Annotated in this window: 23 protein-coding genes and 2 tRNA genes; 15 read left to right on the top strand and 10 right to left on the bottom strand. The window is 50.6% G+C overall.

Features of this window, described 5'->3' with window-relative positions; translation table 11 throughout:
• Window positions 1-100: 100 nt before the first annotated feature.
• From BM191_RS00355 to pnuC, 9 genes are all read left to right on the top strand, one after another.
• A tRNA-Lys gene (locus BM191_RS00355) sits at window positions 101-176 on the top strand.
• A gap of 50 nt (window positions 177-226) precedes the next feature.
• Window positions 227-302 (top strand) — tRNA-Lys (locus tag BM191_RS00360).
• A gap of 1904 nt (window positions 303-2206) precedes the next feature.
• Window positions 2207-3475: an MFS transporter gene (locus BM191_RS00365; protein WP_092873623.1), complete on the top strand. Its 1269-nt coding sequence runs from the start codon at window positions 2207-2209 to the stop codon at window positions 3473-3475.
• Between the two features lie 31 nt (window positions 3476-3506).
• Window positions 3507-4712 (top strand): L-rhamnonate dehydratase, encoded by a 1206-nt coding sequence (gene rhmD / locus BM191_RS00370; protein ID WP_092873627.1) that lies wholly within the window; start codon window positions 3507-3509, stop codon window positions 4710-4712.
• Between the two features lie 518 nt (window positions 4713-5230).
• Window positions 5231-6379: a lactaldehyde reductase gene (gene fucO / locus BM191_RS00380; protein ID WP_092873633.1), complete on the top strand. Its 1149-nt coding sequence runs from the start codon at window positions 5231-5233 to the stop codon at window positions 6377-6379.
• Between the two features lie 341 nt (window positions 6380-6720).
• Window positions 6721-7530, top strand: a complete 810-nt coding sequence (locus BM191_RS00385; protein WP_092875122.1) for an aldolase/citrate lyase family protein — start codon at window positions 6721-6723, stop codon at window positions 7528-7530.
• A 405-nt stretch (window positions 7531-7935) separates the two neighbouring features.
• Complete coding sequence (locus tag BM191_RS00390; protein WP_092873636.1) at window positions 7936-8460, top strand: methylated-DNA--[protein]-cysteine S-methyltransferase; 525 nt, start codon at window positions 7936-7938, stop codon at window positions 8458-8460.
• A gap of 119 nt (window positions 8461-8579) precedes the next feature.
• Complete coding sequence (nadA, locus tag BM191_RS00395; protein WP_092873639.1) at window positions 8580-9623, top strand: quinolinate synthase NadA; 1044 nt, start codon at window positions 8580-8582, stop codon at window positions 9621-9623.
• A 31-nt stretch (window positions 9624-9654) separates the two neighbouring features.
• A complete protein-coding gene (gene pnuC, locus BM191_RS00400) occupies window positions 9655-10374 on the top strand; it encodes a nicotinamide riboside transporter PnuC (protein WP_092873642.1) in 720 nt (239 codons plus the stop codon).
• Here the strand turns inward: pnuC and zitB are convergent.
• Window positions 10371-11309, bottom strand: a complete 939-nt coding sequence (gene zitB, locus BM191_RS00405; protein ID WP_092873645.1) for a CDF family zinc transporter ZitB — start codon at window positions 11307-11309, stop codon at window positions 10371-10373. The two genes, pnuC and zitB, sit on opposite strands and share 4 nt — an antisense overlap.
• Window positions 11310-11711: 402 nt before the next feature.
• Window positions 11712-12071, bottom strand: a complete 360-nt coding sequence (locus BM191_RS00410) for a protein YbgS (protein ID WP_092873648.1) — start codon at window positions 12069-12071, stop codon at window positions 11712-11714.
• 296 nt (window positions 12072-12367) lie between these two features.
• Here BM191_RS00410 and aroG point away from each other — a divergent pair, with 296 nt between their 5' ends.
• Window positions 12368-13420, top strand: a complete 1053-nt coding sequence (aroG, locus tag BM191_RS00415; RefSeq protein WP_092873651.1) for a 3-deoxy-7-phosphoheptulonate synthase AroG — start codon at window positions 12368-12370, stop codon at window positions 13418-13420.
• Between the two features lie 124 nt (window positions 13421-13544).
• Here aroG and gpmA read toward each other — a convergent pair whose 3' ends face one another.
• The 6 genes from gpmA to modE all read right to left on the bottom strand — a co-directional run bounded on the left by gpmA (window position 13545) and on the right by modE (window position 20251).
• Window positions 13545-14297, bottom strand: coding sequence for a 2,3-diphosphoglycerate-dependent phosphoglycerate mutase (gene gpmA, locus BM191_RS00420; RefSeq protein WP_092873654.1), 753 nt, complete (start codon window positions 14295-14297; stop codon window positions 13545-13547).
• 158 nt (window positions 14298-14455) lie between these two features.
• Entirely contained in the window at window positions 14456-15490 is a 1035-nt protein-coding gene (gene galM / locus BM191_RS00425) for a galactose-1-epimerase (protein ID WP_092873657.1), read from the bottom strand.
• On the bottom strand, window positions 15484-16632 hold the full coding sequence (gene galK, locus BM191_RS00430; RefSeq protein ID WP_092873660.1) for a galactokinase: 1149 nt from the start codon (window positions 16630-16632) through the stop codon (window positions 15484-15486). The genes galM and galK overlap by 7 nt, the downstream gene beginning before the upstream one ends.
• Window positions 16632-17681, bottom strand: coding sequence for a galactose-1-phosphate uridylyltransferase (gene galT, locus BM191_RS00435; protein ID WP_092873663.1), 1050 nt, complete (start codon window positions 17679-17681; stop codon window positions 16632-16634). The genes galK and galT overlap by 1 nt, the downstream gene beginning before the upstream one ends.
• Window positions 17682-17917: 236 nt before the next feature.
• Entirely contained in the window at window positions 17918-19393 is a 1476-nt protein-coding gene (modF, locus tag BM191_RS00440) for a molybdate ABC transporter ATP-binding protein ModF (protein WP_092873666.1), read from the bottom strand.
• Window positions 19394-19468: 75 nt separating this feature from the next.
• Window positions 19469-20251 (bottom strand): molybdenum-dependent transcriptional regulator, encoded by a 783-nt coding sequence (gene modE, locus BM191_RS00445; RefSeq protein WP_092873669.1) that lies wholly within the window; start codon window positions 20249-20251, stop codon window positions 19469-19471.
• A 134-nt stretch (window positions 20252-20385) separates the two neighbouring features.
• On the opposite strand from modE, the gene BM191_RS00450 reads away from it, so the two are divergent.
• The 4 genes from BM191_RS00450 (at window position 20386) to modC (ending at window position 23217) form a co-directional block, all read left to right on the top strand.
• The gene (locus BM191_RS00450) at window positions 20386-20541 is read left to right on the top strand and encodes an AcrZ family multidrug efflux pump-associated protein (protein ID WP_092873672.1); all 156 of its coding nucleotides are present in this window, start codon (window positions 20386-20388) and stop codon (window positions 20539-20541) included.
• A 206-nt stretch (window positions 20542-20747) separates the two neighbouring features.
• The gene (gene modA / locus BM191_RS00455) at window positions 20748-21467 is read left to right on the top strand and encodes a molybdate ABC transporter substrate-binding protein (protein WP_407927848.1); all 720 of its coding nucleotides are present in this window, start codon (window positions 20748-20750) and stop codon (window positions 21465-21467) included.
• Window positions 21464-22159 carry a molybdate ABC transporter permease subunit gene (modB, locus tag BM191_RS00460; protein WP_092873678.1) on the top strand — a complete coding sequence of 232 codons (696 nt, stop codon included), beginning with the start codon at window positions 21464-21466 and terminating at the stop codon, window positions 22157-22159. Before modA ends, modB begins: the two co-directional genes overlap by 4 nt.
• Complete coding sequence (gene modC, locus BM191_RS00465) at window positions 22159-23217, top strand: molybdenum ABC transporter ATP-binding protein ModC (RefSeq protein WP_092873681.1); 1059 nt, start codon at window positions 22159-22161, stop codon at window positions 23215-23217. The genes modB and modC overlap by 1 nt, the downstream gene beginning before the upstream one ends.
• A 138-nt stretch (window positions 23218-23355) precedes the next feature.
• On the opposite strand, the gene BM191_RS00470 is transcribed toward modC, so the two are convergent.
• Window positions 23356-24174, bottom strand: coding sequence for a pyridoxal phosphatase (locus BM191_RS00470; RefSeq protein WP_092873684.1), 819 nt, complete (start codon window positions 24172-24174; stop codon window positions 23356-23358).
• A 153-nt stretch (window positions 24175-24327) separates the two neighbouring features.
• Here BM191_RS00470 and pgl point away from each other — a divergent pair, with 153 nt between their 5' ends.
• Window positions 24328-25326: a 6-phosphogluconolactonase gene (gene pgl / locus BM191_RS00475; protein ID WP_092873687.1), complete on the top strand. Its 999-nt coding sequence runs from the start codon at window positions 24328-24330 to the stop codon at window positions 25324-25326.
• Window positions 25327-25500: 174 nt separating this feature from the next.
• Here pgl and BM191_RS00480 read toward each other — a convergent pair whose 3' ends face one another.
• On the bottom strand, window positions 25501-25977 hold the full coding sequence (locus tag BM191_RS00480; protein WP_092873690.1) for a kinase inhibitor: 477 nt from the start codon (window positions 25975-25977) through the stop codon (window positions 25501-25503).
• Between the last annotated feature and the right edge of the window lie 56 nt (window positions 25978-26033).

The raw sequence follows: 26033 nt of genomic DNA on the forward strand, positions 1-26033 counted from the left end.
TGACTTATTGAAAAATAAGGGTTGCGCTGAAACGTCAAATCAGTAATATATGCCGCCGTTGCCGGGATATTTGGAAAGTAGTTCGGCAGGTAAGAAAAGTGGGTCGTTAGCTCAGTCGGTAGAGCAGTTGACTTTTAATCAATTGGTCGCAGGTTCGAATCCTGCACGACCCACCACTTTGAGTGTTAATAATAACTGGTTATCCAACCAGGCATGTACACGCAGCGGGTCGTTAGCTCAGTCGGTAGAGCAGTTGACTTTTAATCAATTGGTCGCAGGTTCGAATCCTGCACGACCCACCATTTCAAAAAGGCGCTCTTGAGACGCCTTTTTCTCTATGAGCCTCATCAATCGTTACCTCTCCCATTAGCCGCTCTCTTTTCGCAAACGATTTGTCAGAGGGGGGCACTGAATGCAGGCAGTGGCTGCGCGCCCGTCGGCAGCTATCCATACTAATCTTGAAGTCTGGCAGAGGCGTTGATAACTACTGAAGTTTCCAGTCAGCTTATCCTGGCCGCAAACGGCACGTGGTGCCGTAACCCGTTGAGATGCTCACAGGTGCCATTGTCATTGTTCTGATTGATAACATAGTCTGTGGACAAACCAGGTGAAGCTCGTTAAGAGAACAAAGCGTAGTGTCATCAGGTTTGCAAATCTGAGTCAGTGTGTAAAGCAATACACAACAGCCTTTTACGCGTTGAAAACTAAAGATCAACCGTTTTCTTCCAGGCTTATCCCTGCATAGCCCTGTTAATGACTTCGAGCGTTTTAGGCGAAGTTTGTCTGTCGTCAACAGCATTTCATGAACGGTTGAACATGCGATCTTCGCCAGCAACAATTTATCAATAACGTTCTGCCCTGAGTAGTGGAGTTCCTCTCGCAAATATCGCTTATGAGATGAGCAACAGTCATGACGCAGGAAAGCGATACGTCAGTTTGCATGCTTCTCACTTATTTTTTCTCGTTAAATCAATTCTCTGAAGGCGATGCTTGCAAAATACCTTGAGTACGAACTGGATGAGCTATGGCCGAGAGATACGGATCGTCAATGGCGATACAATCGCTGCTTGTCAATCAACGATAGATCAGTGTGCGCGCTACTACTACCCTGACAGGATGATAGTGTTGATGGTGATTGAACCATCAGTAATGGTACGGCAGGGGGTGAACTATGTAACATAACGTCATTAATAATGATTCAAATCAGTAATTTCGATTATATTTTTATTATATTCATTTAAATGTGAACAATGTCGAATTAACAATTCTCTCTTTATTGCTAGAATTGGCTCAGCATTAAATATATTTCCAGGTGATTTTAATAGGAGCGGGGGATGGTATGCTGAATTTACTTAGGTGTAGGATCAGGGAACATCGAGTGATACGATGATAATTCATTGCGCAATTTTTTGAGGTTGTCGGGTATCAATGTTAAGATTTTAACATCCGTCTGAAACTCACAGGCTTTGCAAATTATTGATACAATGTTCTATTTTATCTGGCTCTTCATAATTTGATTTAAGTATAGTGAATTCCTGATTAATTTTGCCGCCTGTCAGGCTAATATGGCATTATTCTCACCGCCAATCAGAAAGAAAATTAGCGGCAAACCATCTATTGTCTATACTCATTTTTACCATAATTTTTTGGTTGCTATGAAACTTCATTGATTTGCTCAACCTGTACGCTCACAGTGATTAAACGAATCAATTAACAGGATGATGTCATGATTGCAAGTATTGAGAATTTTATTTGGATTGACTCGCTGAAAAAAATATTTACTTCCTATTTTAAAATTGCTTAAGTTAAGCTATCAGAACTCAAAAATATCCTGATAGTAATATTAAGTTCAGGTATATGGATAGCCGGAGTGAGCCAGATGAAGAAGCAATAAGCGATGGTGAACGTCTTGGTATCTGTCAAATATCGGTTCAAATTCATGAGCGGGAAATTTTTATTTCTGAAAAGCCTGGATTATGCACTGCGCAAAGTGTCACGATTCTTCACGCTGCCAGTAGGTATGAAAACGGTATAAGCCGTGGTAAAAATATTGTGAGAAAAAAGTCTTCAGAGCGATAGCTGATTAAAACTAATCGTGTCGGTTAGCTCCCTTGAAGAGAAAATGCATGTCATTTTTTCATCAGCATCGTGCAGCTCTACGTTCAGACGCTCCCGAATCATTATTATGACAAGAAGGGTTAACAACATGACTGTAATTCTGGAAAAGGCTGTGAAAAAGAGTCGTATCCGTTTGGTTCCTTTTATGATGACACTCTATATTCTGGCTTTTCTTGACAGGTCTGGAATTAGTTTCGCCAAAGAGGCATATCAATTAGATACTGGGTTGAGTAATGAGGCTTATGCACTTGGTGCGGGGCTTTTCTTTATTGTTTATGCCGTGCTCGGTGTTCCCGCTAACGTGTTTCTGCGCAAATTTGGCCCGAGAAATTGGATAGGTATGACGGCTATCCTGTGGGGTATTTTTTCGATGTCGATGAGTCTTGCCGATACTGAAGCTAAATTTCTCACTATCCGGGTATTGGTGGGTGCTGCTGAAGCTGGCTTTTTTCCAGGCATGATCTATCTTGCCACACAATGGTTCCCTGAAAAAAATCGGGGGGCAATCATGGGGCTTTTTTATATGGGTGCTCCGCTCGCCCTGGTGTTAGGTGCTCCTTTTGCGGGTACGTTATTGCAGCTGAAAGGTTTGCTGGGGCAGCCCGGATGGTTCTGGATGTTCTTAATTCAAGGGTCGCTGGCTTTTTCCTCCGGTATATTCACGCTATGTTGGCTACCAAACTCTCCGCAAGAAGCTAATTTCCTGGATAAAAAAGAGAAAGAAGAATTACAAAATATATTATCGCTGGAAACCAAAAATAAAAGCGCTGGAAATCTGCTTGCTGCCATGCGGCATAGTCGTATATGGCATTTAGCACTTATTTACATGAGTATTCAGATAGGTGTTTATGGGTTGATTTTCTTTCTGCCTTCACAGGTTTCAGCACTGTTGAGCACAAGCATGGGCATCAAAACAGCAATGGTTTCAGCAATTCCCTGGATTGCTGCATTGTTAGGAACCTGGTTTATTCCCCGCTATTCTGATGCCTGTGGAAAAAGAGTCAGTGTGGCTGCTTTCACCTTACTGTCTGCAGCGGTTGGGATAGGTATTTCTGGTTTGGTGAGTCCATTCCTGGCTGTTATCGCACTCTGTTTTGCAGCCATTGGCTTTATAGCTGTACAACCCGTATTCTGGACAATGCCTGCACAAATTCTTTCTGGCGCCGGCTTGGCTTCAGCCATTGGTTTCATCAATCTTTTTGGCGCCCTTGGTGGATTTTTCGCGCCAATTATTCGTGTATATGCCGACAAACTCTTCAGTAATCAAAGTGCCGGTCTTCTTGCATTAGCCATAATTTCTTTGCTTGGTGTCATTATGATTGTAGGACTACCACGAATAAACCGGGTTTTAGATTAAATTAACGCGTTGAGCTTACAGGAGTAATACCATGTCATTACCTAAAATTAAACACGTGCGCGCCTGGTTTTTGGGAGGAGCAACCGCAGAGAAAGGTAGCGGAGGTGCAGATTATCATGATCAGGAAGGGAAGCATTGGATCGATGATCATATCGCTACACCGATGAGTAAATATAAGGCGTATGAACAATCACGCCAGTCGTTTGGTATTAACGTACTCGGCACGTTGGTTGTTGAAGTTGAAGCGGATAATGGCCAGACAGGATTTGCTGTAACTACTGCTGGTGAAATGGGATGCTTCATTGTTGAGAAACATCTTAACCGATTTATTGAAGGTAAGTCTGTCAGCGATATTAAGTTAATTCATGATCAAATGATGAATGCCACTCTATACTATTCTGGCTCAGGTGGTCTGGTGATGAACACCATTTCCTGTGTGGATCTCGCCTTGTGGGATCTTTTTGGCAGAGTGGTTAATTTACCTGTTTACCAACTATTAGGTGGCGCGGTACGAGACGAAATCCAATTTTATGCTACCGGTTCTCGGCCCGACCTCGCGAAGGAGCTGGGTTTCATCGGCGGTAAGATGCCGACGCATTGGGGGCCGCATGATGGCGATGAAGGTATTCGTAAGGATGCCGCAATGGTGGCTGAGTTTCGTGAAAAATGTGGCCCAGATTTTTGGTTGATGCTGGATTGCTGGATGAGCCAGGACGTGAATTATGCAACTAAACTTGCTCATGCTTGCGCACCTTACAATCTCAAATGGATTGAAGAGTGTCTGCCACCTCAGCAATACGAAGGCTATCGTGAATTAAAGCGTCTGGCACCAGCAGGCATGATGGTTACCAGTGGTGAACATCATGGAACGCTGCAATCGTTCAGGACACTTTCTGAAACCGGCATCGACATCATGCAGCCTGATGTAGGCTGGTGTGGTGGTCTCACAACATTAGTTGAAGTGGCGGCCATTGCCAAATCACGCGGACAGTTAGTCGTCCCGCATGGATCTTCTGTTTATTCTCATCACGCAGTTATCACTTTTACCAATACACCCTTCAGTGAGTTTTTGATGACTAGCCCGGATTGCTCGACAATGCGCCCACAGTTTGATCCAATTTTATTAAATGAGCCGGTTCCTGTTAAAGGACGCATGCATAAAACCGCTCTTGATAAGCCGGGATTTGGCGTTGAATTGAATCGTCAACTCAACCTCAAGCGCCCTTACACGCATTAATCTTTTCAGCCTGGAATATGGCTATTGCGACATAAATAGGTTGAGGAGCTTGATCTCGTATTTTTGCTGGCAGAGTGGAATATAAATTCTTAGCGGTGTCGCGATTTTAATGCGATATCGATCGGGAGAAGAACGGGAAGATAGCCACTTATCTGACCTCATTAAGCGTATTGCTGGGCATGGCGTGAAAATAAACCCTGCTCAGCTTTATCACCGCAGCCAGCTGATGGAAAAAAAGATTGTCTGGCGGCAGACACTCACCTTGCTATCTCAATTAACGCAGGAGTATGCGGATGAACGCTAAAGATGATGATAAGGACATTTTTGCCGCGCATTGAAAAAAGCGGATCACATAGCGCAGTAACGCTATTGATTGTTACCCTGGCAAGCCGGAGCAAATATTCGCTGTGACGCTGAGAATAAGAGCAGTGAAAGTCAGTAAAGACATAACGCAGGCAACTGTTAAGGCTCTCGTCTCTGCTGCTGAAAGCGATAAGTAACATCTAAGGAGAATTGTCATGAGTTTTATGTTGGCGTTACCTAAAATAAGCCTGCACGGTGCAGGTGCGATTGGCGATATGGTGAAGTTAGTAGCGGGCAAAAAATGGGGCAAAGCCCTGATTGTTACTGACGGACAATTGGTTAAACTTGGCCTGCTGGATAGCTTGTTCACAGCGCTTGACACGCATCAGATGCCCTATCATTTATTTGATGAAGTCTTCCCAAATCCAACGGAAGCCCTGGTGCAAAAAGGCTATGGGGTTTATCAACAGACGCAATGTGATTACATCATCGCTTTTGGCGGCGGCAGTCCAATCGATACCTCTAAGGCAATTAAAATTTTGACGGCCAATCCCGGTCCTTCCACAGCCTATTCCGGTGTGGGTAACGTTATCCACCCTGGCGTTCATTTAGTCGCGATTAACACCACGGCAGGCACCGCTGCGGAGATGACCAGCAATGCGGTGATCATCGACAGCGAACGCAAAGTCAAAGAGGTTATCATCGATACCAATATCATTCCGGATATCGCCGTTGACGATGCCAGCGTAATGCTGGCAATACCCCCCGCTGTGACAGCAGCTACCGGGATGGACGCATTAACCCATGCCATTGAAGCCTATGTTTCGGTCGGGGCTCATCCGCTGACCGATGCTAACGCACTGGAGGCGATTCGTTTGATTAGCCAGTGGCTGCCAATAGCGGTCGATGATGGTCATAACCTCGAAGCACGTGAGCAAATGGCTTATGGTCAGTATCTGGCGGGGATGGCTTTCAACAGTGCAGGTCTTGGCCTGGTCCATGCTCTGGCGCATCAGCCGGGAGCAACACACAATTTGCCCCACGGGGTATGTAATGCCCTGCTTCTGCCCATTGTCGAAAATTTCAATCGTCCTCAACGGATAGATCGCTTCGTTTGTGTGGCGAAAGCGATGGGTGTAGATACCTCCAGTATGAATGCTGAAGCGGCCAGCATGATGGCGATAGACGCTATTCGCCATCTCAGCGCCCGCGTCGGTATTCCCACTGGATTCAGTAAGCTAGGGATAACCTCTTCAGACATTGAAGGTTGGCTGGACAAAGCCCTTGCCGACCCATGTGCGCAATGTAATCCCCGTGTCGCCAGTCGCGATGAAGTGCGCGAGCTTTACCTGGAAGCACTTTGATCCGTATCGCTTCCAGCCACCGGCAAATCGCAGCGTGCTGTTACAAAAATCACGGAAAGGTAAATTTGGCAAACGATTTGATTGATACTAAACGCACTAAGACTCTTCAGGGACGCAGGTTTCAACGCGTCTCTTTGGTGTGTCGCAGGTCTGAACAGGTATCGAAGAGGGCGCCAATAGCCTCGATGACATTCAGCACGTGCTAATTCGCCGCAACATCGGCGGATACAAAGCTAACGAAGCTGAGGGAATATGGCCGTTACAGTTTATGCTGTCAGCCAGAATCGTTGATCACAATAAACTTCGGTACCTGCTGGATGGTACTGACAGTTGAGGAAATTATGCAGAATAACGTTAAAAACAATTTCAAAGAAAAGCTGAACAGTGGCGCGTTGCAGATAGGGTTATGGCTAAGTAGTGCATCCCCTTATTTAGCGGAGGTTGCTGCAACTTCTGGCTATGATTGGTTATTAATTGATGGTGAACATGCACCTAATTCGGTAACCAGTTATCTTCAGCAATTGCAGGCAGTAGCACCTTATACCAGCCATGCTGTAGTGCGCCCATTAGAAGGCACGCGGGCTAATATCAAGCAGCTTCTCGATCTTGGCGCGCAAACATTGCTGATCCCGATGGTCGAGAGTGCTCAACAGGCACAGGACGTTGTAGCAGCGTTTCGCTATCCTCCGGAAGGGTTTCGTGGCGTAGGGGCCAGCGTAGCGCGCGCAGCGCGCTGGGGGCGGATAGATAACTACATGAGCAACGCGAATGACGAGCTCTGCATCTTAATTCAGATTGAGAGTCAGGAAGCGCTCAATAATCTGGACGAAATTCTATCCGTCAAGGGCATTGATGGTTTATTCATTGGCCCCGCCGATCTTTCCGCGTCGTTAGGCCATCCGGACAACGCCGATCATCCGGAGGTGCAGGCCGCAATCAAACAAAGCATTGAGCGGATACGTCAGGCAGGTAAATTTGCCGGTATTTTGTCTGTTGCACCGGAAGCAGCGAAAAAATACATAAACTGGGGAGCGACATTTGTCGCCGTGGGGGTTGATCTGCTGCTTTACACTAAGGCGCTTGATACCTGTCTTGCTGATTATAAAACCAGTGACAGTCTGTCAAAACCAAAAAACCAAAGCAGTTATTGAACGTTATCTCGTTAATCTTGATGGTTAGTAAACTCAATCGTGCTTCAGCGGTTTGCTAATCATTATCTTGCAGTAATTTCCGGATGATAAGACGAAAAGGGCTGATGAATATGGGCAACAGGTTAGATTAATAAGAGGATAATGTTAACGCATGATTGAGGTCTGATTGTCTGACATTCTTGGAAATCGAAAACAAATGAAGCTCTTACAGCCCTTATCGGTTTGAGGTTAAAGGGAGGCATGAACTACCGCCGTTAGCCAGCCGATCTGTATCCCCATAATTCAGTAACGAAATCGTTGCTCATTGTCACGATGGGCCTCAGTCAAGACGTTAAGGTATTATGATGATCTTAATCATCGCGGCCAGATAGATCATGGCGCGATCAGGCTGCAGGAGAAAGTCGAATGAGCTACTACCGTAAAACTACGCTCACCCCGGTAGGTGAACTGGAACTGATCGCCAGTGATAAAGGGTTGTCAGCCATTCTCTGGGAGCACGAAAGGGCGATACGTCTCAAACGTACGCCAATTGTTAATCGTCCTGAGCATCCTGTTTTGCTGCAAACGGCGCGTCAGCTCGAAGAGTATTTCGCTGGCGAGCGACGAATATTCGATCTGCCACTGGATCTTATTGGCTCAGATTTCCAAAAAAAAGTCTGGGCCGCGCTGCTGACAATCCCGTTCGGAGAAACACGAAGTTATGCGGTTATCGCTGCCCAGATCGGCCGCCCGGCAGCAGTGCGTGCTGTAGGATCCGCTAATCACCAAAATCCTCTTAGCGTGGTGGTACCTTGTCACCGGGTTATTGGTCGTAATGGTCAATTGACCGGTTATGCCGGAGGGCTGGAGGTTAAGGCATTATTGCTGAACCTCGAAAGCATCACCTCGTCGCAGAAAAAACTTTCGAATGGGCAGAATGGAGACAGGTGATAACTTTACTGGTCATGATAGGTCATCTTGTTTAGTATATAAAACAAACTGACCGGTTTTTTTCCACTGTAACACGGATAATACGGCGGTGTGTTCAATGAAAAAAACGAGATAGCGATATGAGCCTGATGTTTGATTCTGAAGATGCGATGTATCCGTTTCCGGCAAAGCCAGCCAGGCTCAGCGAGGTGGAGAAAGCGAACTACCGCAGGAAAATAAAAAGGCAGTTGCGTGAGCAGGATGCTGTGATGGTTGCACACTATTACACTGACCCTGATATTCAGGCACTGGCGGAGGAAACCGGAGGCTGCGTAGCCGATTCACTGGAAATGGCGCGATTTGGCAGCCAGCATCCGGCTTCCACGCTGCTGGTTGCCGGGGTGCGTTTCATGGGCGAAACGGCGAAAATTCTCAACCCGGAAAAGCGTATTCTGATGCCAGCCCTTCAGGCGGAATGTTCGCTGGACTTAGGCTGTCCTGCTGATAACTTCAACGATTTTTGCAACCAGCACCCGGATCGGACTGTCGTTGTCTATGCCAATACGTCCGCGGCAGTAAAAGCCCGTGCTGATTGGGTCGTTACCTCCAGCATCGCGGTGGATTTAATTGAACATCTTGATGGCCTCGGCGAAAAAATTATCTGGGCGCCCGATCGCCATCTTGGGCGCTACGTAGCACGGCAAACCGGCGCCGACATCCTCTGCTGGCAGGGTGCCTGCATCGTTCACGACGAATTTAAAACCCAGGCATTACAAAAAATGAAAGCGCTTTTCCCTGACGCTGCGGTGCTGGTTCATCCCGAATCGCCGCAGGCCGTGGTTGATCTGGCTGATGCAGTCGGCTCAACCAGCCAGTTAATACAGGCGGCAAAGCACTTACCTCACCCGCAGATGATAGTGGCAACTGACCGCGGTATTTTCTACAAGATGCAACAGGCGGTGCCGGATAAAGCGTTACTGGAGGCCCCAACCGCTGGTGAGGGTGCAACCTGCCGCAGCTGCGCGCACTGCCCGTGGATGGCGATGAACGGCCTGGCGGCAATTGCCAATGGTTTGCAGCAGGGGGGCATCGGCCATGAAATCCGGGTTGCACCTGAGCTGCGAGTCGCCGCGTTGCGCCCGCTTGAACGTATGCTAACCTTTGCTGCAGGTTTGAAACGATAAGCGAACGTAACCGCAATAAGGATCATAACGGATGGATTTTTTTAGCACGCAAAATATTCTGTTTCATATCCCGCTTGGGGCTGGGGGCTACGATCTCTCCTGGATTGAAGCGATTGGCACCTTAGCCGGTTTGATGTGCATCTGGCTGGCCAGCCTGGAAAAAATCACTAACTATCCGTTCGGTTTACTCAACGTGACGCTGTTCGCGGTGATTTTTTTCCAAATTCAGCTTTATGCCAGCCTGTTGCTACAGTTGTTCTTCTTTTGCGCTAATATCTATGGCTGGTATGTCTGGAGTCGGCAGACCACGGATAATCAGAGTGCGCTTAAAATACGCTGGCTCCCTCTGCCTAAAGCGATGGCATGGCTGGCAGCATGCGCAATGGCTATTGGTCTGATGACGATTTTCATCAATCCGGTATTTGCCTTTCTTACCCACCTGTCGGTGACGATAATGGGGGCACTGGGACTAACGGTCACCATGCCCGCGCTTAAGCCTGATGCTTTTCCCTTTTGGGATTCCGCTATGATGGTGCTCTCGGTGGCGGCGATGATCCTTATGACGCGTAAGTACGTTGAAAACTGGTTGCTGTGGGTAATTATCAACGTAATAAGCGTGGTGATTTTTGCCCGTCAGGGCGTGTATGCGATGGCACTGGAATACGTTATTCTGACGCTGATTGCGCTTAACGGCTGCTGGCTGTGGATAAAAAATGCCCGTCAGCAGCATGGATCACAAGCGCTATCTTAATGATGATGCGAGTGATCCTGCTCCGTTGTGCTCAGTGTTAGCAGGCAGTCAGCGGTATCGCAACGCTGATATTCCATCTGCACTGTCGCATGTTCAATCTGATAGTGCTGATGCAAAAACCGGTGGATGCGCTGTAAAAGCGCATCGTGATCGTGAGGAGGAACCACCTGAACGTGCAGGGTGATAACGGGTTTTTCACCCACCTGCCACACATGGACATGATGAACATTGCGCACTTCAGGAATTGATTGGGTCAGCGTTCGCGCCAGCCGATTGGCGTCCAGCGACTGCGGAGAACCTTCCAGCAGTTCATGCAGACTTTCCCGCAGCAGCGTCCAGGCGCTGCGTACGACCAGCAAAGATACCAGAATCGACAGAATCGGATCGGCAGGTGTCCAACCGGTAAAAATAATAATCAGCGCAGCAATTATGGCCCCTACCGAGCCAAGCAAATCGCCCAGTACGTGTAGCGCAGCGGCGCGCACGTTGAGATTTTTTTCTTCCCCACCGCGATGTAATAGCCAGAATGAAACCAGGTTTGCCAGCAGGCCGCTAATGGCAACTCCCATCATCAGCCCACCTTTTACTGGCTCAGGATGATAGAAGCGATCAATCGCCTCCCAGAAGATCAATAACGTAATAACCAGCAGCGCAATGGCGTTAATAAATGCGGCCAGTGTAGTGAGCCGGAGCAGACCAAAAGTATGACGGCTGCTAGGTTTACGTTGCGCAAATTGTACGGCCAACAATGCCATCAACAGCGCAGCAGTATCGATAAGCATGTGGCCGGCATCAGCCAGCAGGGCCAGGGAGCCTGAAAGCAGGCCGCCAATAACCTCAGCCACCATAAACAGAGCGGTGATCACAAAAGCGGCCAGCAATCGTGCGCGGTTGGCGTCATCGCCGTTGTGTGAATGTGAGTGATTATGCACCATCGTTTTCCAGTCAGAATGCCAGAGTATCAGGTAATCGTAACAGTAAATCGAATACGTGTTTCGCGAGTTTCGTCGGTTTGCTCCTGGGCAGCCGTTGACAGCGCTTCGTCGTCCGTATCCTCATCCATTTTAACGGGCGAACATATACCCTAAACAGCGACGTTCTTGCCCGCGCATTACTGAACGTTCAACGCAGCTAAAGGTACTGCACCAGCGAGCGCTTATCAACAACGATGAAATGATGGTTATCCTGCGTGGAATTCACTTTGTGAGCGCGGGGAATAGCAGAATGATGGCGTGAGTCAATTAAGAGAAAAGGCAATGCCTGACAGCGCGAGAAAACAAAAAGAAGAGCCAATGCTCTCCTTTCGCATAAATAAGAATAGGGGATCTGCCGGCAGCTTACTGCGTTGTACCGTCAGTCCTGGTATTAGCGCCCGGGCCTACTTTCTCATTCACATTGGGGCATTTACCGTCTTTGCACTGTGAATTCCGGTTAATCTGGTTGGCATCCATTTTTTTGTGCTTATGGTGTTTCATTTTATTTTTGTGTGTCGGATGGCCTGCGGTGTTATGGCTGCCTCCATTGATTTTGCTGTTATCAACCAGTTTTGGTGCCAGCGTTTGTTTGGCACCGCCAGAAACGGCACCTGCAGCTGCGGCCTGGTTTGAGTTACCGTTGTTGCCACCCGCTGCCAGTGCTGCGCCACTACCCAATGCCATTGTTGCCGTCAAAATTGCAATTGCAAACTTATTCATCATTCTGCTCCCGTTAATTAATGAAATTGTTTAGTTCTGTACGAATAGGGTAATTGGGTTAAAACGCGTTACCTGAGTAAGGCATAATAAACCGCTGCCTTGCGTTAACTGGATGATATTTCCTTGAGGTAAATGCTTTTTTTTAAGTATTTACGGTTAAAAGTGTAGTTAGCAGCGGTGAAATATCAAATTTTCCGCTGGTAAAAACACGCGAACGATTTACACGCCCAGCCCGGACGGTTAAATTTAAGCAGTACTACTTGGCGTACAGCCAGGTGCTAAATCACGCTGGAATTAAAATGGATTATAAGAACGACGATTTGAGAATCAGAGAAATTAAAGAGCTTTTGCCGCCAGTGGCGCTACTGGAAAAGTACCCATCCAGTGAGCAAGCGGCGCAAACGGTAGCGCGCGCTCGCCAGGCTATTCATCACATTCTTAAACATGAAGACGATCGCTTGCTGGTGGTTATTGGGCCTTGCTCAATTCACGATGTCCAAGCGGCAAAAGAGTATGGTGAGCGCTTGCTGGCGCTACGCGATGAGCTGAAAGGCGAGCTTGAAGTGGTTATGCGGGTCTATTTCGAAAAACCGCGGACGACTGTTGGCTGGAAGGGATTGATTAACGATCCCAATATGGACGGTAGCTTCCAGATTAATGAAGGGCTGCGCATTGCACGCAAGCTGCTGCTGGAAATCAACAACAGCGGGTTACCCGCTGCTGGCGAATTTCTTGATATGATCACGCCGCAGTATCTGGCTGACCTGATGAGCTGGGGTGCGATCGGCGCCCGTACCACTGAATCTCAGGTTCACCGGGAACTGGCTTCCGGGTTATCCTGCCCGGTTGGTTTTAAAAACGGCACCGATGGTACCATCAAGGTGGCGATCGACGCGATTAAAGCCGCCAGTGCGCCACATTGTTTTCTTTCCGTGACCAAGTTTGGGCATTCGGCAATCGTCGAAACCAGCGGTAATGAGGACTGCCACATCATTCTGCGTGGTGGTAAAGAGCCTAATTACAGCGCACATCATGTCAGTACTGTTAAAGCCGGTCTGGATAAAGCGGGTCTGCCGGCGCAGGTGATGATCGATTTCAGCCACGCAAACAGCAGCAAACAGTTTCAGAAACAGCTGACTGTCGCCGACGATGTTGCCGGACAAATCGCCGGTGGTGAAAAAGCCATTATTGGCGTAATGATTGAAAGTCACCTGGTGGAGGGCAGTCAAAGTCTGGAGAGCGGCGAACCGCTGGTGTATGGCAAAAGTATCACCGATGCCTGCATCGGCTGGCAGGACACTGTAAAGGTACTGCGGCAGCTGGCGGAAGCAGTGAAAGCCCGTCGCTGCTAATCTGTCGTCCGGGCTGGCCCCGCGCGTTAACACCGCTGATAGCTGATGTCATCGATTCCGCAGCGGCAACGGCGTAATAAAAAACGGCCCTTTCGGGCCGTTTGTTCAAATCATTTCGGATGACTTACTTTGCCTTGCCCTGATTAGCTACTGCAGCGGCTTTGGCGGCGATCTCGTCAGCGTTGCCGAGGTAATAACGCTTAAGCGGTTTGAAGTTCTCGTCGAATTCATACACCAGTGGCACGCCAGTGGGGATGTTAAATTCGAGAATTTCGTCTTCGCTCATGTTATCGAGATATTTAACCAGCGCGCGCAGTGAGTTGCCGTGGGCGGCGATAATCACTTTTTCACCCTTTTTCATTCGTGGCAGAATGCTGTCATTCCAGAAAGGCAGAACGCGATCGATAGTCAGCTTCAGGCTCTCGGTGGTCGGTAACTGTCCGGCGCTCAGTCCTGCATAGCGCGGGTCATGGCCAGGAAAGCGCGCGTCGTCGCGATCCAGCTCTGGCGGGGTAACGGCGAAACCACGACGCCATTGTTTAACCTGCTCATCGCCATATTTCTCGGCGGTTTCTGCTTTGTTAAGGCCCTGTAGCGCGCCGTAGTGGCGTTCATTAAGACGCCAGCTTTTTTCGACAGGCAGCCAGACCTGATCGACTTCATCAAGGATATTCCACAGGGTATGAATGGCGCGTTTTAATACCGAGGTGTAGGCAAAATCGAAGGAATAGCCCTCTTTTTTCAGCAGCTGACCTGCTGCTTTCGCTTCGGTGCGGCCCTTATCGGACAGATCAACGTCATACCATCCTGTAAAACGGTTTTCTTTATTCCACTGGCTTTCGCCGTGGCGCACCAGAACCAGCTTAGATACAGCCATAGATTCACTCCTTCCTGATTTTCGGTTTCTATAACAATCTGAATATTATATTACCGATACGCGGCAATTTGATAGTGCATTACCTTAGCGGAGTTCAATCCGGCGCGTAAATTTGGGCTTCAGCGCCGGATGTTTTTCAGACGCTTACATGATGTCAGTCAAGCGGCAGTAAAACGATAGCGGGTTATGCATTGATAGCGCTGACCAGGCTGCAACCAGCAGTCAGGCTGCGGCCAGTCGCTATGGTTGGGTGAGTCAGGCAGGAATTCACTTTCCAGTGCGATACCACTGAACGCCTGGTATATACCCGATCCGCGGGCCGGGGTGCCGGCCAGATAATTGCCGCTGTAGAGTTGCAACGCGGGTGCTGAGGTTTCCACCGTGAGTTGCAGCTTGCCATCTGACGATGTCAGACGGGCGGCGATCTGCCTGCTATCGCCCGCCGCATCAAGCAAAAAGGCATGGTCATAGCCTTTTACCGCCTGTTGATCGGCATCAGTGAGAAAATCCTTCGCCAGCGTTTTGGGCTGACGGAAATCGAAACTGCTGGCGTTAACCGGGGTCAAATCCCGCGATGGAATGCCGCTGTAATCAACGGGTAGATAGCGCTGAGCCATCAGTTGTAACTGATGCTGGCGGGCATCGCCGTGAACGGCATCGAGATTGAAATAGGCATGACTGGTCAGGTTTACCGGACAGGATTGATCAACCGTCGCCTGCCAGACGATGCTCAGCGTGTTATCGTCCTCCAGCCGGTAATGTACCGTCGCGATCAGATTCCCAGGGAAACCCTGGTCACCGTCCGGTGAATCAAGCTGGTAGCTGACTTCTTGTGGTGACTGCGCCACTATTTGCCAGCGACGATGGCTGAAGCCCTGCGAACCACCGTGAAGCTGATGTGGTGGCTGATTAGCGTCCAGTTGGGTGCCAGTGCGAGTCAGAGTAGCGTTAGCGATACGATTTGCATAGCGACCTATCGTCGCACCGAGGTAGGCATCCTGACGCAAATAATCCCGGGGGCGCTCACAGCCAAGCAGTGCTTCGCGTACGCTGCCGTCCTGCATAGGTACACGTGCTGAAAGCCAGGTTGCCCCATAGTCCATGAACGTTACCACCATGCCCAGTGAATTGCTGAGGGTGGTGATATGCCAGGGGGAATCATCCGGTGCCAGCTGATCTGGTTGGTTTAGCATTGCCCGGCTCCTGCTGAGGCTTTACAGACGTAGAACGTCTCTTTCAGGCCGGTTTTTGCTTCATACTGGCTGGCAACCGCATGTTTGACTTTGTCGACCAAATCCAGCGGCATCAGCGCAACGATACAGCCGCCAAAACCGCCGCCGGTCATACGTACACCACCCTGTTCGCCAAGGGTCGCCTTAACGATTTTCACCAGGGTATCAATCGGCGGTACGGTGATTTCAAAATCGCTTCGCATCGAGGCGTGGGATTCCGCCATGAGTATCCCCATACGTGCCAGATCGCCACTGGCCAGCGCATCGGCCGCTTCCAGAGTGCGGGCGTTTTCGGTCAGTACGTGGCGCACGCGCCTGGCAACGATGGGATCAAGTTCGTTTTCCACCGTGCGGAACTGGTCGATTTTAACGTCGCGCAACGAGTTTTCCATAAAAAAACGCGCGCCGGTTTCGCACTGCAGGCGACGGGTGTTGTATTCGCTTCCTACCAGGTTTCGGCGAAAGTTGGAGTTAATGATCACGACCGCGATATCTTTTGGCATTGGCACTGCGCGGGTGCTAAGAGTACGACAATCAAGCAGCATAGCGTGATCTTTCTTGCCGAGTGCAGAAATTAATTGATCCATGATGCCGCAATTACAGCCGACAAACTGGTTTTCCGCTTCCTGACCGTTCAACGCAATTTCGCCACCGTCCATTGCCAGGTGATAAAGCTGCTGGAATACGTATCCCACCGCGACTTCGAGCGAAGCAGAAGAGCTAAGACCGGCCCCTTGCGGAACGTCGCCGCTGATCACCATATCCACGCCGCCGAATGTCGGGTTACGTTGCTGCAGATGTTTTACCACTCCGCGTACGTAGTTGGACCACATCTGGTCGGGATGGGTGAGGATCGGCTCATCCAGTGAGAAACAGTCCTGCTGATTATCATAATCTGCAGCAATCACCCGTACGGTGCGGTCCTCACGCTTTGCGCAAGCAATGACCGTTTTATAGTCAATGGCGCAGGGCAAAACAAAACCATCATTATAATCGGTATGTTCGCCAATAAGGTTGACCCGTCCGGGAGCCTGAATGCTGTGGGTCGGGACATAGCCGAAAATGTCATTGAAAAGGGTTGTCGTGGTTTGTTTTAAGCTCATTATTCTGCTCCGGATTCACGGAAATGCACATCGCTGACGGCGCGCAAACGCTCCGCCGCCTGTTCGGCTGTTAAATCACGTTGGGTTTCCGCCAGCATCTCATAACCCACCATGAATTTGCGTACGCTGGCTGAACGCAGCAGAGGCGGGTAAAAATGGGCGTGTAGCTGCCAGTGCTGATTCTCTTCGCCGTTGAAGGGGGCACCATGCCACCCCATAGAATAAGGAAAAGAGCATTTGAAAAGATTGTCATAACGGCTGGTGAGCTTTTTCAATGCCAGCGCGAGATCGTCACGTTGTGCGCTGGTGAGGTCGACAAGGCGTTTTACCGCTGTTTTCGGTAGCAGCAGTGTTTCAAAAGGCCAGGCGGCCCACCAGGGCACGACTGCCAGCCAGTGTTCGGTTTCAATGACGCAGCGGGCGCCATCTCGCAATTCGCGCTGCGTATAATCGACCAGCATCGGTGAGCCGTTCTGTTTGAAGTAACGGCGCTGGAGATCATCCTCACGTTTTGCTTCGTTCGGTAAAAAACTATTGGCCCAAACCTGCCCGTGAGGATGGGGGTTAGAGCATCCCATCGCCGCACCCTTGTTTTCAAAAACCTGCACCCAGGGATATTGCTGCCCCAGCTCAGCGGTCTGCTCTTGCCAGGCGCAGATCACGCCGATGAGCGCGTCTATGCTTAGCTCTGGCAGCGTTTTACTGTGGTCGGGAGAGAAGCAGATAACCCGGCTGGTACCGCGCGCACTTTCGCAGCGCATCAGCCTGTCATCGCTTTGCGGTGCATCCGGCGTATCAGTCATCAGCGCGGCAAAATCATTGGTGAAGACAAACGTGCTGGTGTAATCCGGATTTTTATCGCCCGTAACGCGGATATTTCCAGGGCAAAGAAAGCAGTCAGGATCGTGGCTGGGTAAGCTATTTTGCGAGGGCGTTTCCTGAGCACCTTGCCACGGGCGTTTAGCCCGATGTGGAGAAACCAGCACCCATTGATTGGATAGCGGATTGTAGCGGCGATGCGGGTGATCAACCGGATTAAATTTTTGCATACTGAGTCCTGATAACCTGCTTACGGTTTTCGATGGGTAAAAAGTAGCATAGGCTGAAAAATGAAAGCGTGATCCAGTCTGGATAAATGGAATCGTTTACACTGCGCAAAAAAGGGTAAAATCAGACTAAAAACGCAAGATATTAATTATGGATAGATAATTTAGTCGGTAATTTGAAAACGGTTACACATGAAGTTTATTTTAGATGGGGGACGATTTCGCGGCCCCCTGGCCGATCAGGAATGGAGTTTCTCCTGCTGGTACTGATAAATTTCCCCTTGCGGGACGAAGCTCAGACGGTGGGTAATGCAGCCCGGCGCGTCTTCAGCATGATGCGAAACGAACAACAGCTGGGTTCGTGCCTCACCAATCAGAATATCGATGAACCTGCGCACCAGCTGGCGGTTAATTGGATCAAGCCCTTGAAGTGGCTCATCAAGGATGAGCAGAGTAGGATGTTTCACCAGCGCCCGTGCTATCAGGATCAGCCGTTGCTGGCCCCAGGAAAGGCTCTGGAAGGGCGCATCGGCGCTCTGAGCATCAAATCCCAGCAAACTCAGCCAGCGCTGGGCCAACACTTTTTGCCGGTCAGAAACTGCCTGGTAGATGCCAATTGAGTCAAAGTAGCCGGAAATAATCACGTTACGTACAGTGGTACTTACGCGATATTCCAGATGCAGACTACTGCTGACATAGCCAATGTGCTGTTTGATATCCCAGATAGTTTCGCCGCTGCCACGCCTGCGGCCAAAAAGCGTCAGATCGTTGCTGTAGCCCTGTGGGTGGTCACCGGTCACCAGGCTCAACAACGTTGATTTTCCTGCGCCGTTAGGGCCGATAATTTGCCAGTGCTCGCCAGGTTTAACTTCCCAGCTAAGGCCATGCAGAATGGGTTTATCGTTCCAGGAAACCACGCCATTTTTCAGAATGACCGGCGAGATATTCGCAGTCAGCTGCGGCAAGGCGTCTGGCTCATCAGCCTCAGGCAGCGCAATACCCGCCAGCTGCTCGCTGTGAGCAAGCTGTGCAATCAGGGCTTCGGCCAGAATAGCCGGGCGTTCGCCGGTATGGGTGAGGGTGCACTCCGCCAAAACACCGATATGCTGAATAAAATCGGGGATATCATCGAAGCGGTTTAGCACCATCACCAGGGTATAGCCCCGCCGGTGCAATTCGCTGAGCAGCGCAGCCAGGCTGGCGCGTGAGGCCACGTCCAGACCGTCAAAAGGTTCATCAAGAATCAACAGATCCGGCTCGGTCATCAGCGCCCGGCACAATAGCGCCTTACGGGTTTCGCCGGTAGAGAGATATTTAAACCGACGTTCAAGCAGAGAGCCTATGCCGAACTGCTCGGCAAGTCGGACGCAGCGTGCGGCATCCTGATCCTCTTCCTGAATAATCTGTGCGGTAGTGCGTCCGGTGTCATCTTCATCGGCGCTGAGCAGGTCGGTATTGTTGCGTTGCCACTCATCACTGACCAGTTTCTGTAACTGTTCGAATGAGATGCGGGCAGGGTGGATAAAGCGGCTTTCGACGGTACCGGTGAGCGGTAGCAGCTCGCCGGACAAGGCGCGTGCCAGTGATGATTTACCGCTGCCGTTGTTGCCAACGAAGGCCCAGCTCTCTCCGGCGTTAATATTCAGGTTTTGCAGGTTGAGTACGCGAGTGTCGCTAAGGCGAAACGTGCCTTGCGAAATGTGCAGTGATGACATCTTTTATTCCATTATTTGTATTAGTTGTTCCATAACTATGCCTGATGAAGTGCAAAGTCAAATCCGTCACTGGCATTAGAGCAGTGTAGCAATAATTGCCTGATCGGCGGCAAAATGTGCCGTTACTTCATCGCCCGGATGCAGATTTTTTTGTTGCAGCAGCTGGCGATCCAACGAAGCGCAAAGCTGCTGACCGTCCGATAAATCGATGAGTACCTCGCTGTGGCTGATGCTATGCTCAATACTGTGTATGCGGCCTTTAAGGTTGTTTTCCGCCGCGCTGCCTGGGGTTTCCAGTACGATCCAGGGGGCTTTAATCAAGACTAAAACCTGCTTGCCGTTCTCCAGTTGTAGCCGCCTGGCGCTGGTTTCGGTCACCGCAATATTTAACCGGGTCACACCGTCTGCCAGCAGAACCTGAACATGCTGGCGCACATGCTGCTCATCGCGCCCGGTGACGATGCCGGACAGCTGGTTGCGGGCGCTGGTCTGTAATGAAATACGTGCAATTGCACTCAGAAGGCTGTCCAGTGGAACCCGATCGTCTTGCAGTACATCAAAGGCTTTTTGCTGAATTTGTTCCAGCAGATCAAACAGCTGAATGAGCCTTTCACCGTATGCTGTCAGCGCGGCACCACCACCCCCTTTGCCGCCAGTTGCCCGACTAACCAGCGGACCGTCGGCCAGCTGGTTCATGTCGTTAACCGCGTCCCATGCACTTTTATAGCTAATCGCGGCCATCTTAGCGCCCTGACTGATAGAGCCGGTGGCTTTTATCTGGCGCAGCAGTTCAATACGGCGAGGATCAGCAAACAGCCGCTGTTGCATTTTGATGATCAGGGAAAGTTCGCTCTGCATATTTCCTCCGGAGAAAAAGACATTCTAGGCCGGAGCGGCAGGCTTTGTCAGTAAAGGTAAAACGCACGAAACGCGCGTGCACTTTTTAACTGAATGGATACAATGCGTTTTTGACCAAATTCAGTGGGGATTAGATGCTGGAACTCATTAAGAGCCTGTTGATAGCTATTCTGATGGTGCCGGTGGTGATGGCTGTCATACTGGGCTTAATCTACGGCCTGGGCGAATTCTTTAACCTTATCTCCAAATTTGGTCATCCGAAGGATCGTACCGCTAACGATCGCTCCTGATCCCGGTTCCTGCCAAATCCGGCTTCCCGCCGGGTTGGTCATTTTATTCCACTCAGCCCTCATTTTTATTCTGCTGTTGCCGATAATTCTCATGACAGAAATTGTTACTGCGTTATATTGCTTGTTACATAACGTAATGGCAGGAGAACGGAATGAGATCCACCTGGAGTTGCTGGGCTATTAGCGTGGCGCTGAGCATCACGCTGATGGACAGAACGACTGCGGCAGAAAGTATTAACGTATTCGCCGCTGCGTCCTTAACTGATGCATTACAGGATATCGCCAACCTGTATGAGCAAGGCAGGCCGATAAAAATTGTCTCTTCGTTCGCTTCGTCCTCTACCCTGGCACGCCAGATAGAACAGGGCGCCCCTGCCGATCTATTTATCTCTGCCGATCAGCAGTGGATGGATTACGCTGCCGCAAAAAAAACGATTGATACCGGTAGCCGCTATACACTGCTTGGCAACGATCTGGTTCTGGTGGCACCTCTGGCGGGAAATACGCAATCCGTGACTATAAATAAGCAAACTGACTGGAAAAGCCTGTTGAAAGACCAGCGCCTGGCGGTTGGCGATCCGGAACACGTGCCGGCCGGACTTTATGCGAAAGAGGCATTGCAACACCTCGGAGCCTGGAAAACGGTGTCGTCGATGCTGGCTCCTGGTAACAGTGTGCGGGCTGCGCTGGTTTTGGTGGAACGTAACGAAGTGCCTTACGGTATTGTTTATGGCTCAGATGCCCTCGCCAGCGACAAAGTCGCGCTAGTGGGGCGCTTTCCTGAGTCAAGCCATCAACCCGTTGAGTATCCGATGGCCATCGTTAAAGATCATAATGAAGCCGATGTAACGGCGTTCTATCGTTACCTGAAGGGGCCAGAAGCGACGGCGATCTTCAAAAAATATGGATTCATACCGCGTAAATGATCCTGAGTGAACCCGAATGGCAGGCGCTGATCCTGAGTTTAAAAGTTTCTATCGTGGCGGTTGGCTGCAGCCTGCCTTTTGGGATACTGATCGCCTGGATACTGGCGCGCTGTCAGTTTGTGGGTAAAGCCCTGCTTGATAGTTTGATCCATTTGCCGCTGGTGTTGCCGCCTGTCGTGGTCGGCTATCTGTTACTGCTCGGTTTTGGTCGACGAGGTTTCATCGGTCAGTATCTTTATGACTGGTTTGGCTTCACCTTCGCTTTCAGCTGGCGAGGTGCGGCACTGGCTTCGGCGGTGGTTGCTTTTCCGCTAATGGTCAGAGCCATTCGCCTTGCGCTTGAAGGGGTAGATAGCCGCCTGGAGCAGGCCGCCCGTACTCTGGGTGCCGGGCGCTGGCGGGTTTTTTTCACCATCACCTTGCCGTTAACGTTACCCGGTGTGATTGTCGGTACCGTGCTGGCGTTTGCCCGCTCACTGGGTGAATTTGGGGCGACAATTACCTTTGTTTCGAATATACCCGGTGAAACGCGCACGCTCCCCTCGGCAATGTATACGCTGATTGAAACGCCGGGTGCGGAGGGAGCTGCTGCGCGCTTATGCGTAATCGCCATCTTACTGGCGCTCAGTTCGCTATTGATGTCTGAATGGCTTAGCCGCTGGGGACGTAAAAAATGGGGGGGCCTTAACTGATGCTGGAGTTAGCGTTTACCCAACGTCTTGGCGGGCATATTCAGGTGCTGGATCTGAAGGTACCCGCCCACGGTATCACTGCCGTTTTCGGCGTTTCAGGCGCGGGAAAAACCTCATTAATTAATGCTATCGCTGGACTGACCGCGCCGCAAAGCGGCAGCATTGCGCTCAATGATCGGGTGTTGTACGACAGCGAACAGCAGATTAATCTGCCACCAGAAAAGCGACGAGTTGGCTATGTGTTTCAGGACGCCCGCTTGTTTCCTCATTATCGGGTGCGCGGTAACCTGTTGTACGGCAGTCATAAGCGTCAGCGTGATCAATACGATGCGCTGGTGACGCTGTTAGGTATTGCTCCGCTGCTGGACCGTTTCCCGCACTCTCTGTCCGGCGGCGAGAAGCAGCGGGTCGCAATTGGTCGCGCGCTGTTGTCGACGCCAAATATTCTGCTGATGGATGAGCCGCTGGCGTCGCTTGACCTGCCACGTAAGCGCGAACTGCTCCCCTGGCTGCAACGTCTTGTACGCCAGGTCGATATCCCACTGCTGTATGTCAGCCACAGTCTGGACGAGATCCTGCAACTGGCCGATAACGTATTGGTGCTGGACGCGGGGGAGGTTAAAGCGTTTGGCCCCCTGGAAAAAGTGTGGAATAGCAGCGCGATGCGCTGCTGGCTACCCCGAGCCGAACAGAGCAGCATACTGCGTGTACAGGTACTGAAGCAGCACCCGGACTATGCGATGACGGCGCTGTCGCTTGGCGATCAGCATATCTGGGTAAGCCGTATCGCGCTGCCACAACGTACGCCGTTGCGTATTCGCATTCAGGCGACAGACGTTGCCCTTAGTTTGCAGCCACCGCACAATAGCTCGGTGCGTAACGTTATTCCGGCCCAGGTCGAAGCGCTGCTTGATATCGACGATCACGTCGAAGTCAGGCTGCGTATTGGGCAAAGTAAACTTTGGGCGCGGATCACGCCCTGGGCACGGGACGACCTGATGATTAAGCCTGACATGTGGCTTTTTGCTCAGATTAAAGGCGTCTCGGTTAGCTATTAACGCGTTAACTGGGTTAGCACCCGCAGAAGGTTGCTCACTTCTTGCAGCGCGCCAGGCAGGTTAATGAGGATGTCTCCTGCAAGGGGATAGTCCCTGCCATTGGCATTTAAGCGCCGTCCCTGGACGGCCCTTCATCTGTTAAAGCACTTCCTGATAAATCATGTCGGCAATAGCCGGCTCCAGATTACTGCCGATGGTACGCGCAGCACGCTCTTTGATTGCCTCATCGGCATTTCCCATGGCAATTCCGAGGCCGACCTGCTCCAGCATGCTAAGATCATTATAGTTATCGCCAAAAGCGATGACATCGTTCATCGTCAGCCCCTGTGAAGCGACCCACTGAGCAAGGCGTTTCCCTTTGCTGTTGCCGGCGCGGGCAATATCGATTTGGTTATGCCATGACCATTCGCAGGCCAGACCCATCTCATGTTGAACCACGTCGGCAAAATGTTGCAGGGCACGGGTATCAGGATGCGAAAGCGCGAATTTCCAGATGGCGTTTGCCTCTCTGGCGGCCTGTCGCAGTGAGGTTACGCGGACAAACAACGGTCGCTGATGTTCTGGCAAGGATTGTGCCCAGTTTTGCGTACGGATAACGTGGCCCGTCGGTTCCTGATAAATCATGGCATCATCGACATACAGCAGCCCGTGAATGTGGTGTTCATCCAACAACCGGATGACCTGTTTAGCCTGATCCACAGGCAGAGGATCGGCCGCTAACACTTTTTTTTCCTGATAATCGTATAAATAGGCGCCATTACAGCAAATTGCAGGTGTATCAAGCTGCAGTGCCTGATAAAAAGGGTGTATAGCGCAGTGATGGCGTCCGGTGACGATTACAATTTTCACCCCGGCAGCGCGGGCTTTAGCCAGCGCGTCGATGGACTCAGGCAATATCGTTTTTTCTGGTGTCAGCAAAGTGCCGTCAAGGTCGAGTGCAATAACGCGATAGCGCATAAAAATTCCCAAAGGCGTTGGCAAACGCCCGAGTTTACATGGCACTCATGGTCTGACCAACAGATCATCGCCATAAAAGTAGGCCTCTGATATGGAAATCCTGTCATATTAACCCTGGCCATGTTCACAAATATCACGAAAAAAGGAGCCTTCATGAAACAAGTTGTCTATACGGCTAGCCCTGAAAGCCATCAGATACATGTGTGGCAGATGGACAGCGCGGGCACGCTTAAACTGATGCAGGTGGTTGAGGCACCGGGGCAGGTGCAGCCAATGGTGGTAAACCCCAATGGCCGTTGGCTGCATGTGGGCGTGCGTCCGGGATTTCGCGTGGTGACCTACGCCATTAACAAAGACGGTCAGCTGACTCATGAAGCTGAAGCGCCGTTGCCAGGCAGTCCTACTTATATGTCGACTGACCACCAGGGGCGCTTCCTGTTTTGTGGTTCTTATAACGATGCTTGCGTCAGCATCAGCCCGATGGACGAGCGTGGCGTGCCGCTTGCGCCTTCTCAGGTTATTAGCGAATTAGCTGGTTGCCACTCGGCTAATATAGATCCTGATAACCGGACGCTGTTTGTCCCGGCGCTAAAACAGGATCGCATATGCCTGTATACGCTGAATGACAACGGAGAGCTTACGGACGCGCCACAGAAACAGGTGGACACGGTGGAGGGTGCCGGCCCGCGTCATATGGCCTTCCACCCCGGTGGGCAGTATGCTTATTGCATCAACGAACTGGATAGCACGGTTGATGTGTGGAATCTCCGTAACGTTCACGGCAAGGTCGAACGGGTGCAAAGTCTGGATATGATGCCAGCCGGGTTCAGTGGTACGCGTTGGGCAGCCGATATCCATCTGACGCCCGATGGCCGCTTTCTCTACGGCTGTGATCGTACTGCCAGTACGATTGCCATTTTTAGTGTCAGTGAAGATGGTGGCCTGATAGCGCTTGAAGAGCATCAGCCGACTGAAACTCAGCCGCGCGGTTTTAATATCGATAACAGCGGCAGATTTTTGATCGCAGCCGGACAAAAATCGGATCACATTGAGGTGTACGCTATTGAGCCAACGCGCGGGCTGTTGCAACCGCTGATGCGTTATGCCGTTGGCAAAGGGCCGATGTGGGTAGTTATCCACGCGCTGAAATAGTCGCTTCAGTTAGCGGGATTACGACTGGTATTCCCGCTATCTTTATGTGGTGCGTCAGAAGCGTGCAGGCCTCATCAGTCGTTAACCCCTACCCATACCTGGGGGATCGCTCCCCGTTTCTGCGATGTCGTAGCCAGCGGTTAGGCATGGGCGTTACAGACATCCTGCCGGGCCTCAGTTGTAATTTACGGTTATGGTCGCGCTATCCAGCTTGTGGAAATGAACGTTAAAGCCCAACAGTGCGCCGCTGGACTGGGCATCGACGTCAAGACAATCAATGTCCAGCGCATAAACAGTGAAAATATACCGATGGCTTTCGTCTTTTGGCGGCGCCGCACCGCCGTAACCGCTGCGGCCGAAATCGGTGCGGGTTTGCACGCAACCGTCGGGAAGCCCGGCGCTGCCAGATCCGGCACCCTGTGGCAAGGCGCGGGTATCTGCTGGCAGATTTGCCACACCCCAGTGCCACCAGCCGGAGCCGGTAGGGGCATCGGGATCAAAACAGGTTACGACAAAACTTTTCGTGTCGGCGGGAACCTCATCCCAGGCCAAGTGGGGCGAAAGATTATCTCCCTGATAGCCCATGCCGTTAAATACATGGCGTTCAGGCATTCTGTCGCCGTCGTTGAAATCGTGGCTGTAAAGCTTCATAACTTCTCCCTTAAAAATAAAGCGGGGCGCGAAAGAGCGATTTGTTCATGCGCCGG

This window comes from Izhakiella capsodis (assembly GCF_900115045.1).
GTDB lineage: Bacteria > Pseudomonadota > Gammaproteobacteria > Enterobacterales > Enterobacteriaceae > Izhakiella > Izhakiella capsodis.

Coding starts and splice junctions, on each gene's coding strand:
- BM191_RS00365 (WP_092873623.1), top strand. CDS start 2,207: ATGACTGTAATTCTGGAAAAGGCTGTGAAAAAGAGTCGTATCCGTTTG.
- BM191_RS00470 (WP_092873684.1), bottom strand. CDS start 24,174: ATGCGCTATCGCGTTATTGCACTCGACCTTGACGGCACTTTGCTGACA.
- rhmD (WP_092873627.1), top strand. CDS start 3,507: ATGTCATTACCTAAAATTAAACACGTGCGCGCCTGGTTTTTGGGAGGA.
- modF (WP_092873666.1), bottom strand. CDS start 19,393: ATGTCATCACTGCACATTTCGCAAGGCACGTTTCGCCTTAGCGACACT.
- fucO (WP_092873633.1), top strand. CDS start 5,231: ATGAGTTTTATGTTGGCGTTACCTAAAATAAGCCTGCACGGTGCAGGT.
- BM191_RS00390 (WP_092873636.1), top strand. CDS start 7,936: ATGAGCTACTACCGTAAAACTACGCTCACCCCGGTAGGTGAACTGGAA.
- pnuC (WP_092873642.1), top strand. CDS start 9,655: ATGGATTTTTTTAGCACGCAAAATATTCTGTTTCATATCCCGCTTGGG.
- modE (WP_092873669.1), bottom strand. CDS start 20,251: ATGCAGAGCGAACTTTCCCTGATCATCAAAATGCAACAGCGGCTGTTT.
- nadA (WP_092873639.1), top strand. CDS start 8,580: ATGAGCCTGATGTTTGATTCTGAAGATGCGATGTATCCGTTTCCGGCA.
- modA (WP_407927848.1), top strand. CDS start 20,748: ATGGACAGAACGACTGCGGCAGAAAGTATTAACGTATTCGCCGCTGCG.
- gpmA (WP_092873654.1), bottom strand. CDS start 14,297: ATGGCTGTATCTAAGCTGGTTCTGGTGCGCCACGGCGAAAGCCAGTGG.
- galT (WP_092873663.1), bottom strand. CDS start 17,681: ATGCAAAAATTTAATCCGGTTGATCACCCGCATCGCCGCTACAATCCG.
- galM (WP_092873657.1), bottom strand. CDS start 15,490: ATGCTAAACCAACCAGATCAGCTGGCACCGGATGATTCCCCCTGGCAT.
- modB (WP_092873678.1), top strand. CDS start 21,464: ATGATCCTGAGTGAACCCGAATGGCAGGCGCTGATCCTGAGTTTAAAA.
- BM191_RS00450 (WP_092873672.1), top strand. CDS start 20,386: ATGCTGGAACTCATTAAGAGCCTGTTGATAGCTATTCTGATGGTGCCG.
- BM191_RS00410 (WP_092873648.1), bottom strand. CDS start 12,071: ATGATGAATAAGTTTGCAATTGCAATTTTGACGGCAACAATGGCATTG.
- BM191_RS00480 (WP_092873690.1), bottom strand. CDS start 25,977: ATGAAGCTTTACAGCCACGATTTCAACGACGGCGACAGAATGCCTGAA.
- pgl (WP_092873687.1), top strand. CDS start 24,328: ATGAAACAAGTTGTCTATACGGCTAGCCCTGAAAGCCATCAGATACAT.
- modC (WP_092873681.1), top strand. CDS start 22,159: ATGCTGGAGTTAGCGTTTACCCAACGTCTTGGCGGGCATATTCAGGTG.
- zitB (WP_092873645.1), bottom strand. CDS start 11,309: ATGGTGCATAATCACTCACATTCACACAACGGCGATGACGCCAACCGC.
- galK (WP_092873660.1), bottom strand. CDS start 16,632: ATGAGCTTAAAACAAACCACGACAACCCTTTTCAATGACATTTTCGGC.
- aroG (WP_092873651.1), top strand. CDS start 12,368: ATGGATTATAAGAACGACGATTTGAGAATCAGAGAAATTAAAGAGCTT.
- BM191_RS00385 (WP_092875122.1), top strand. CDS start 6,721: ATGCAGAATAACGTTAAAAACAATTTCAAAGAAAAGCTGAACAGTGGC.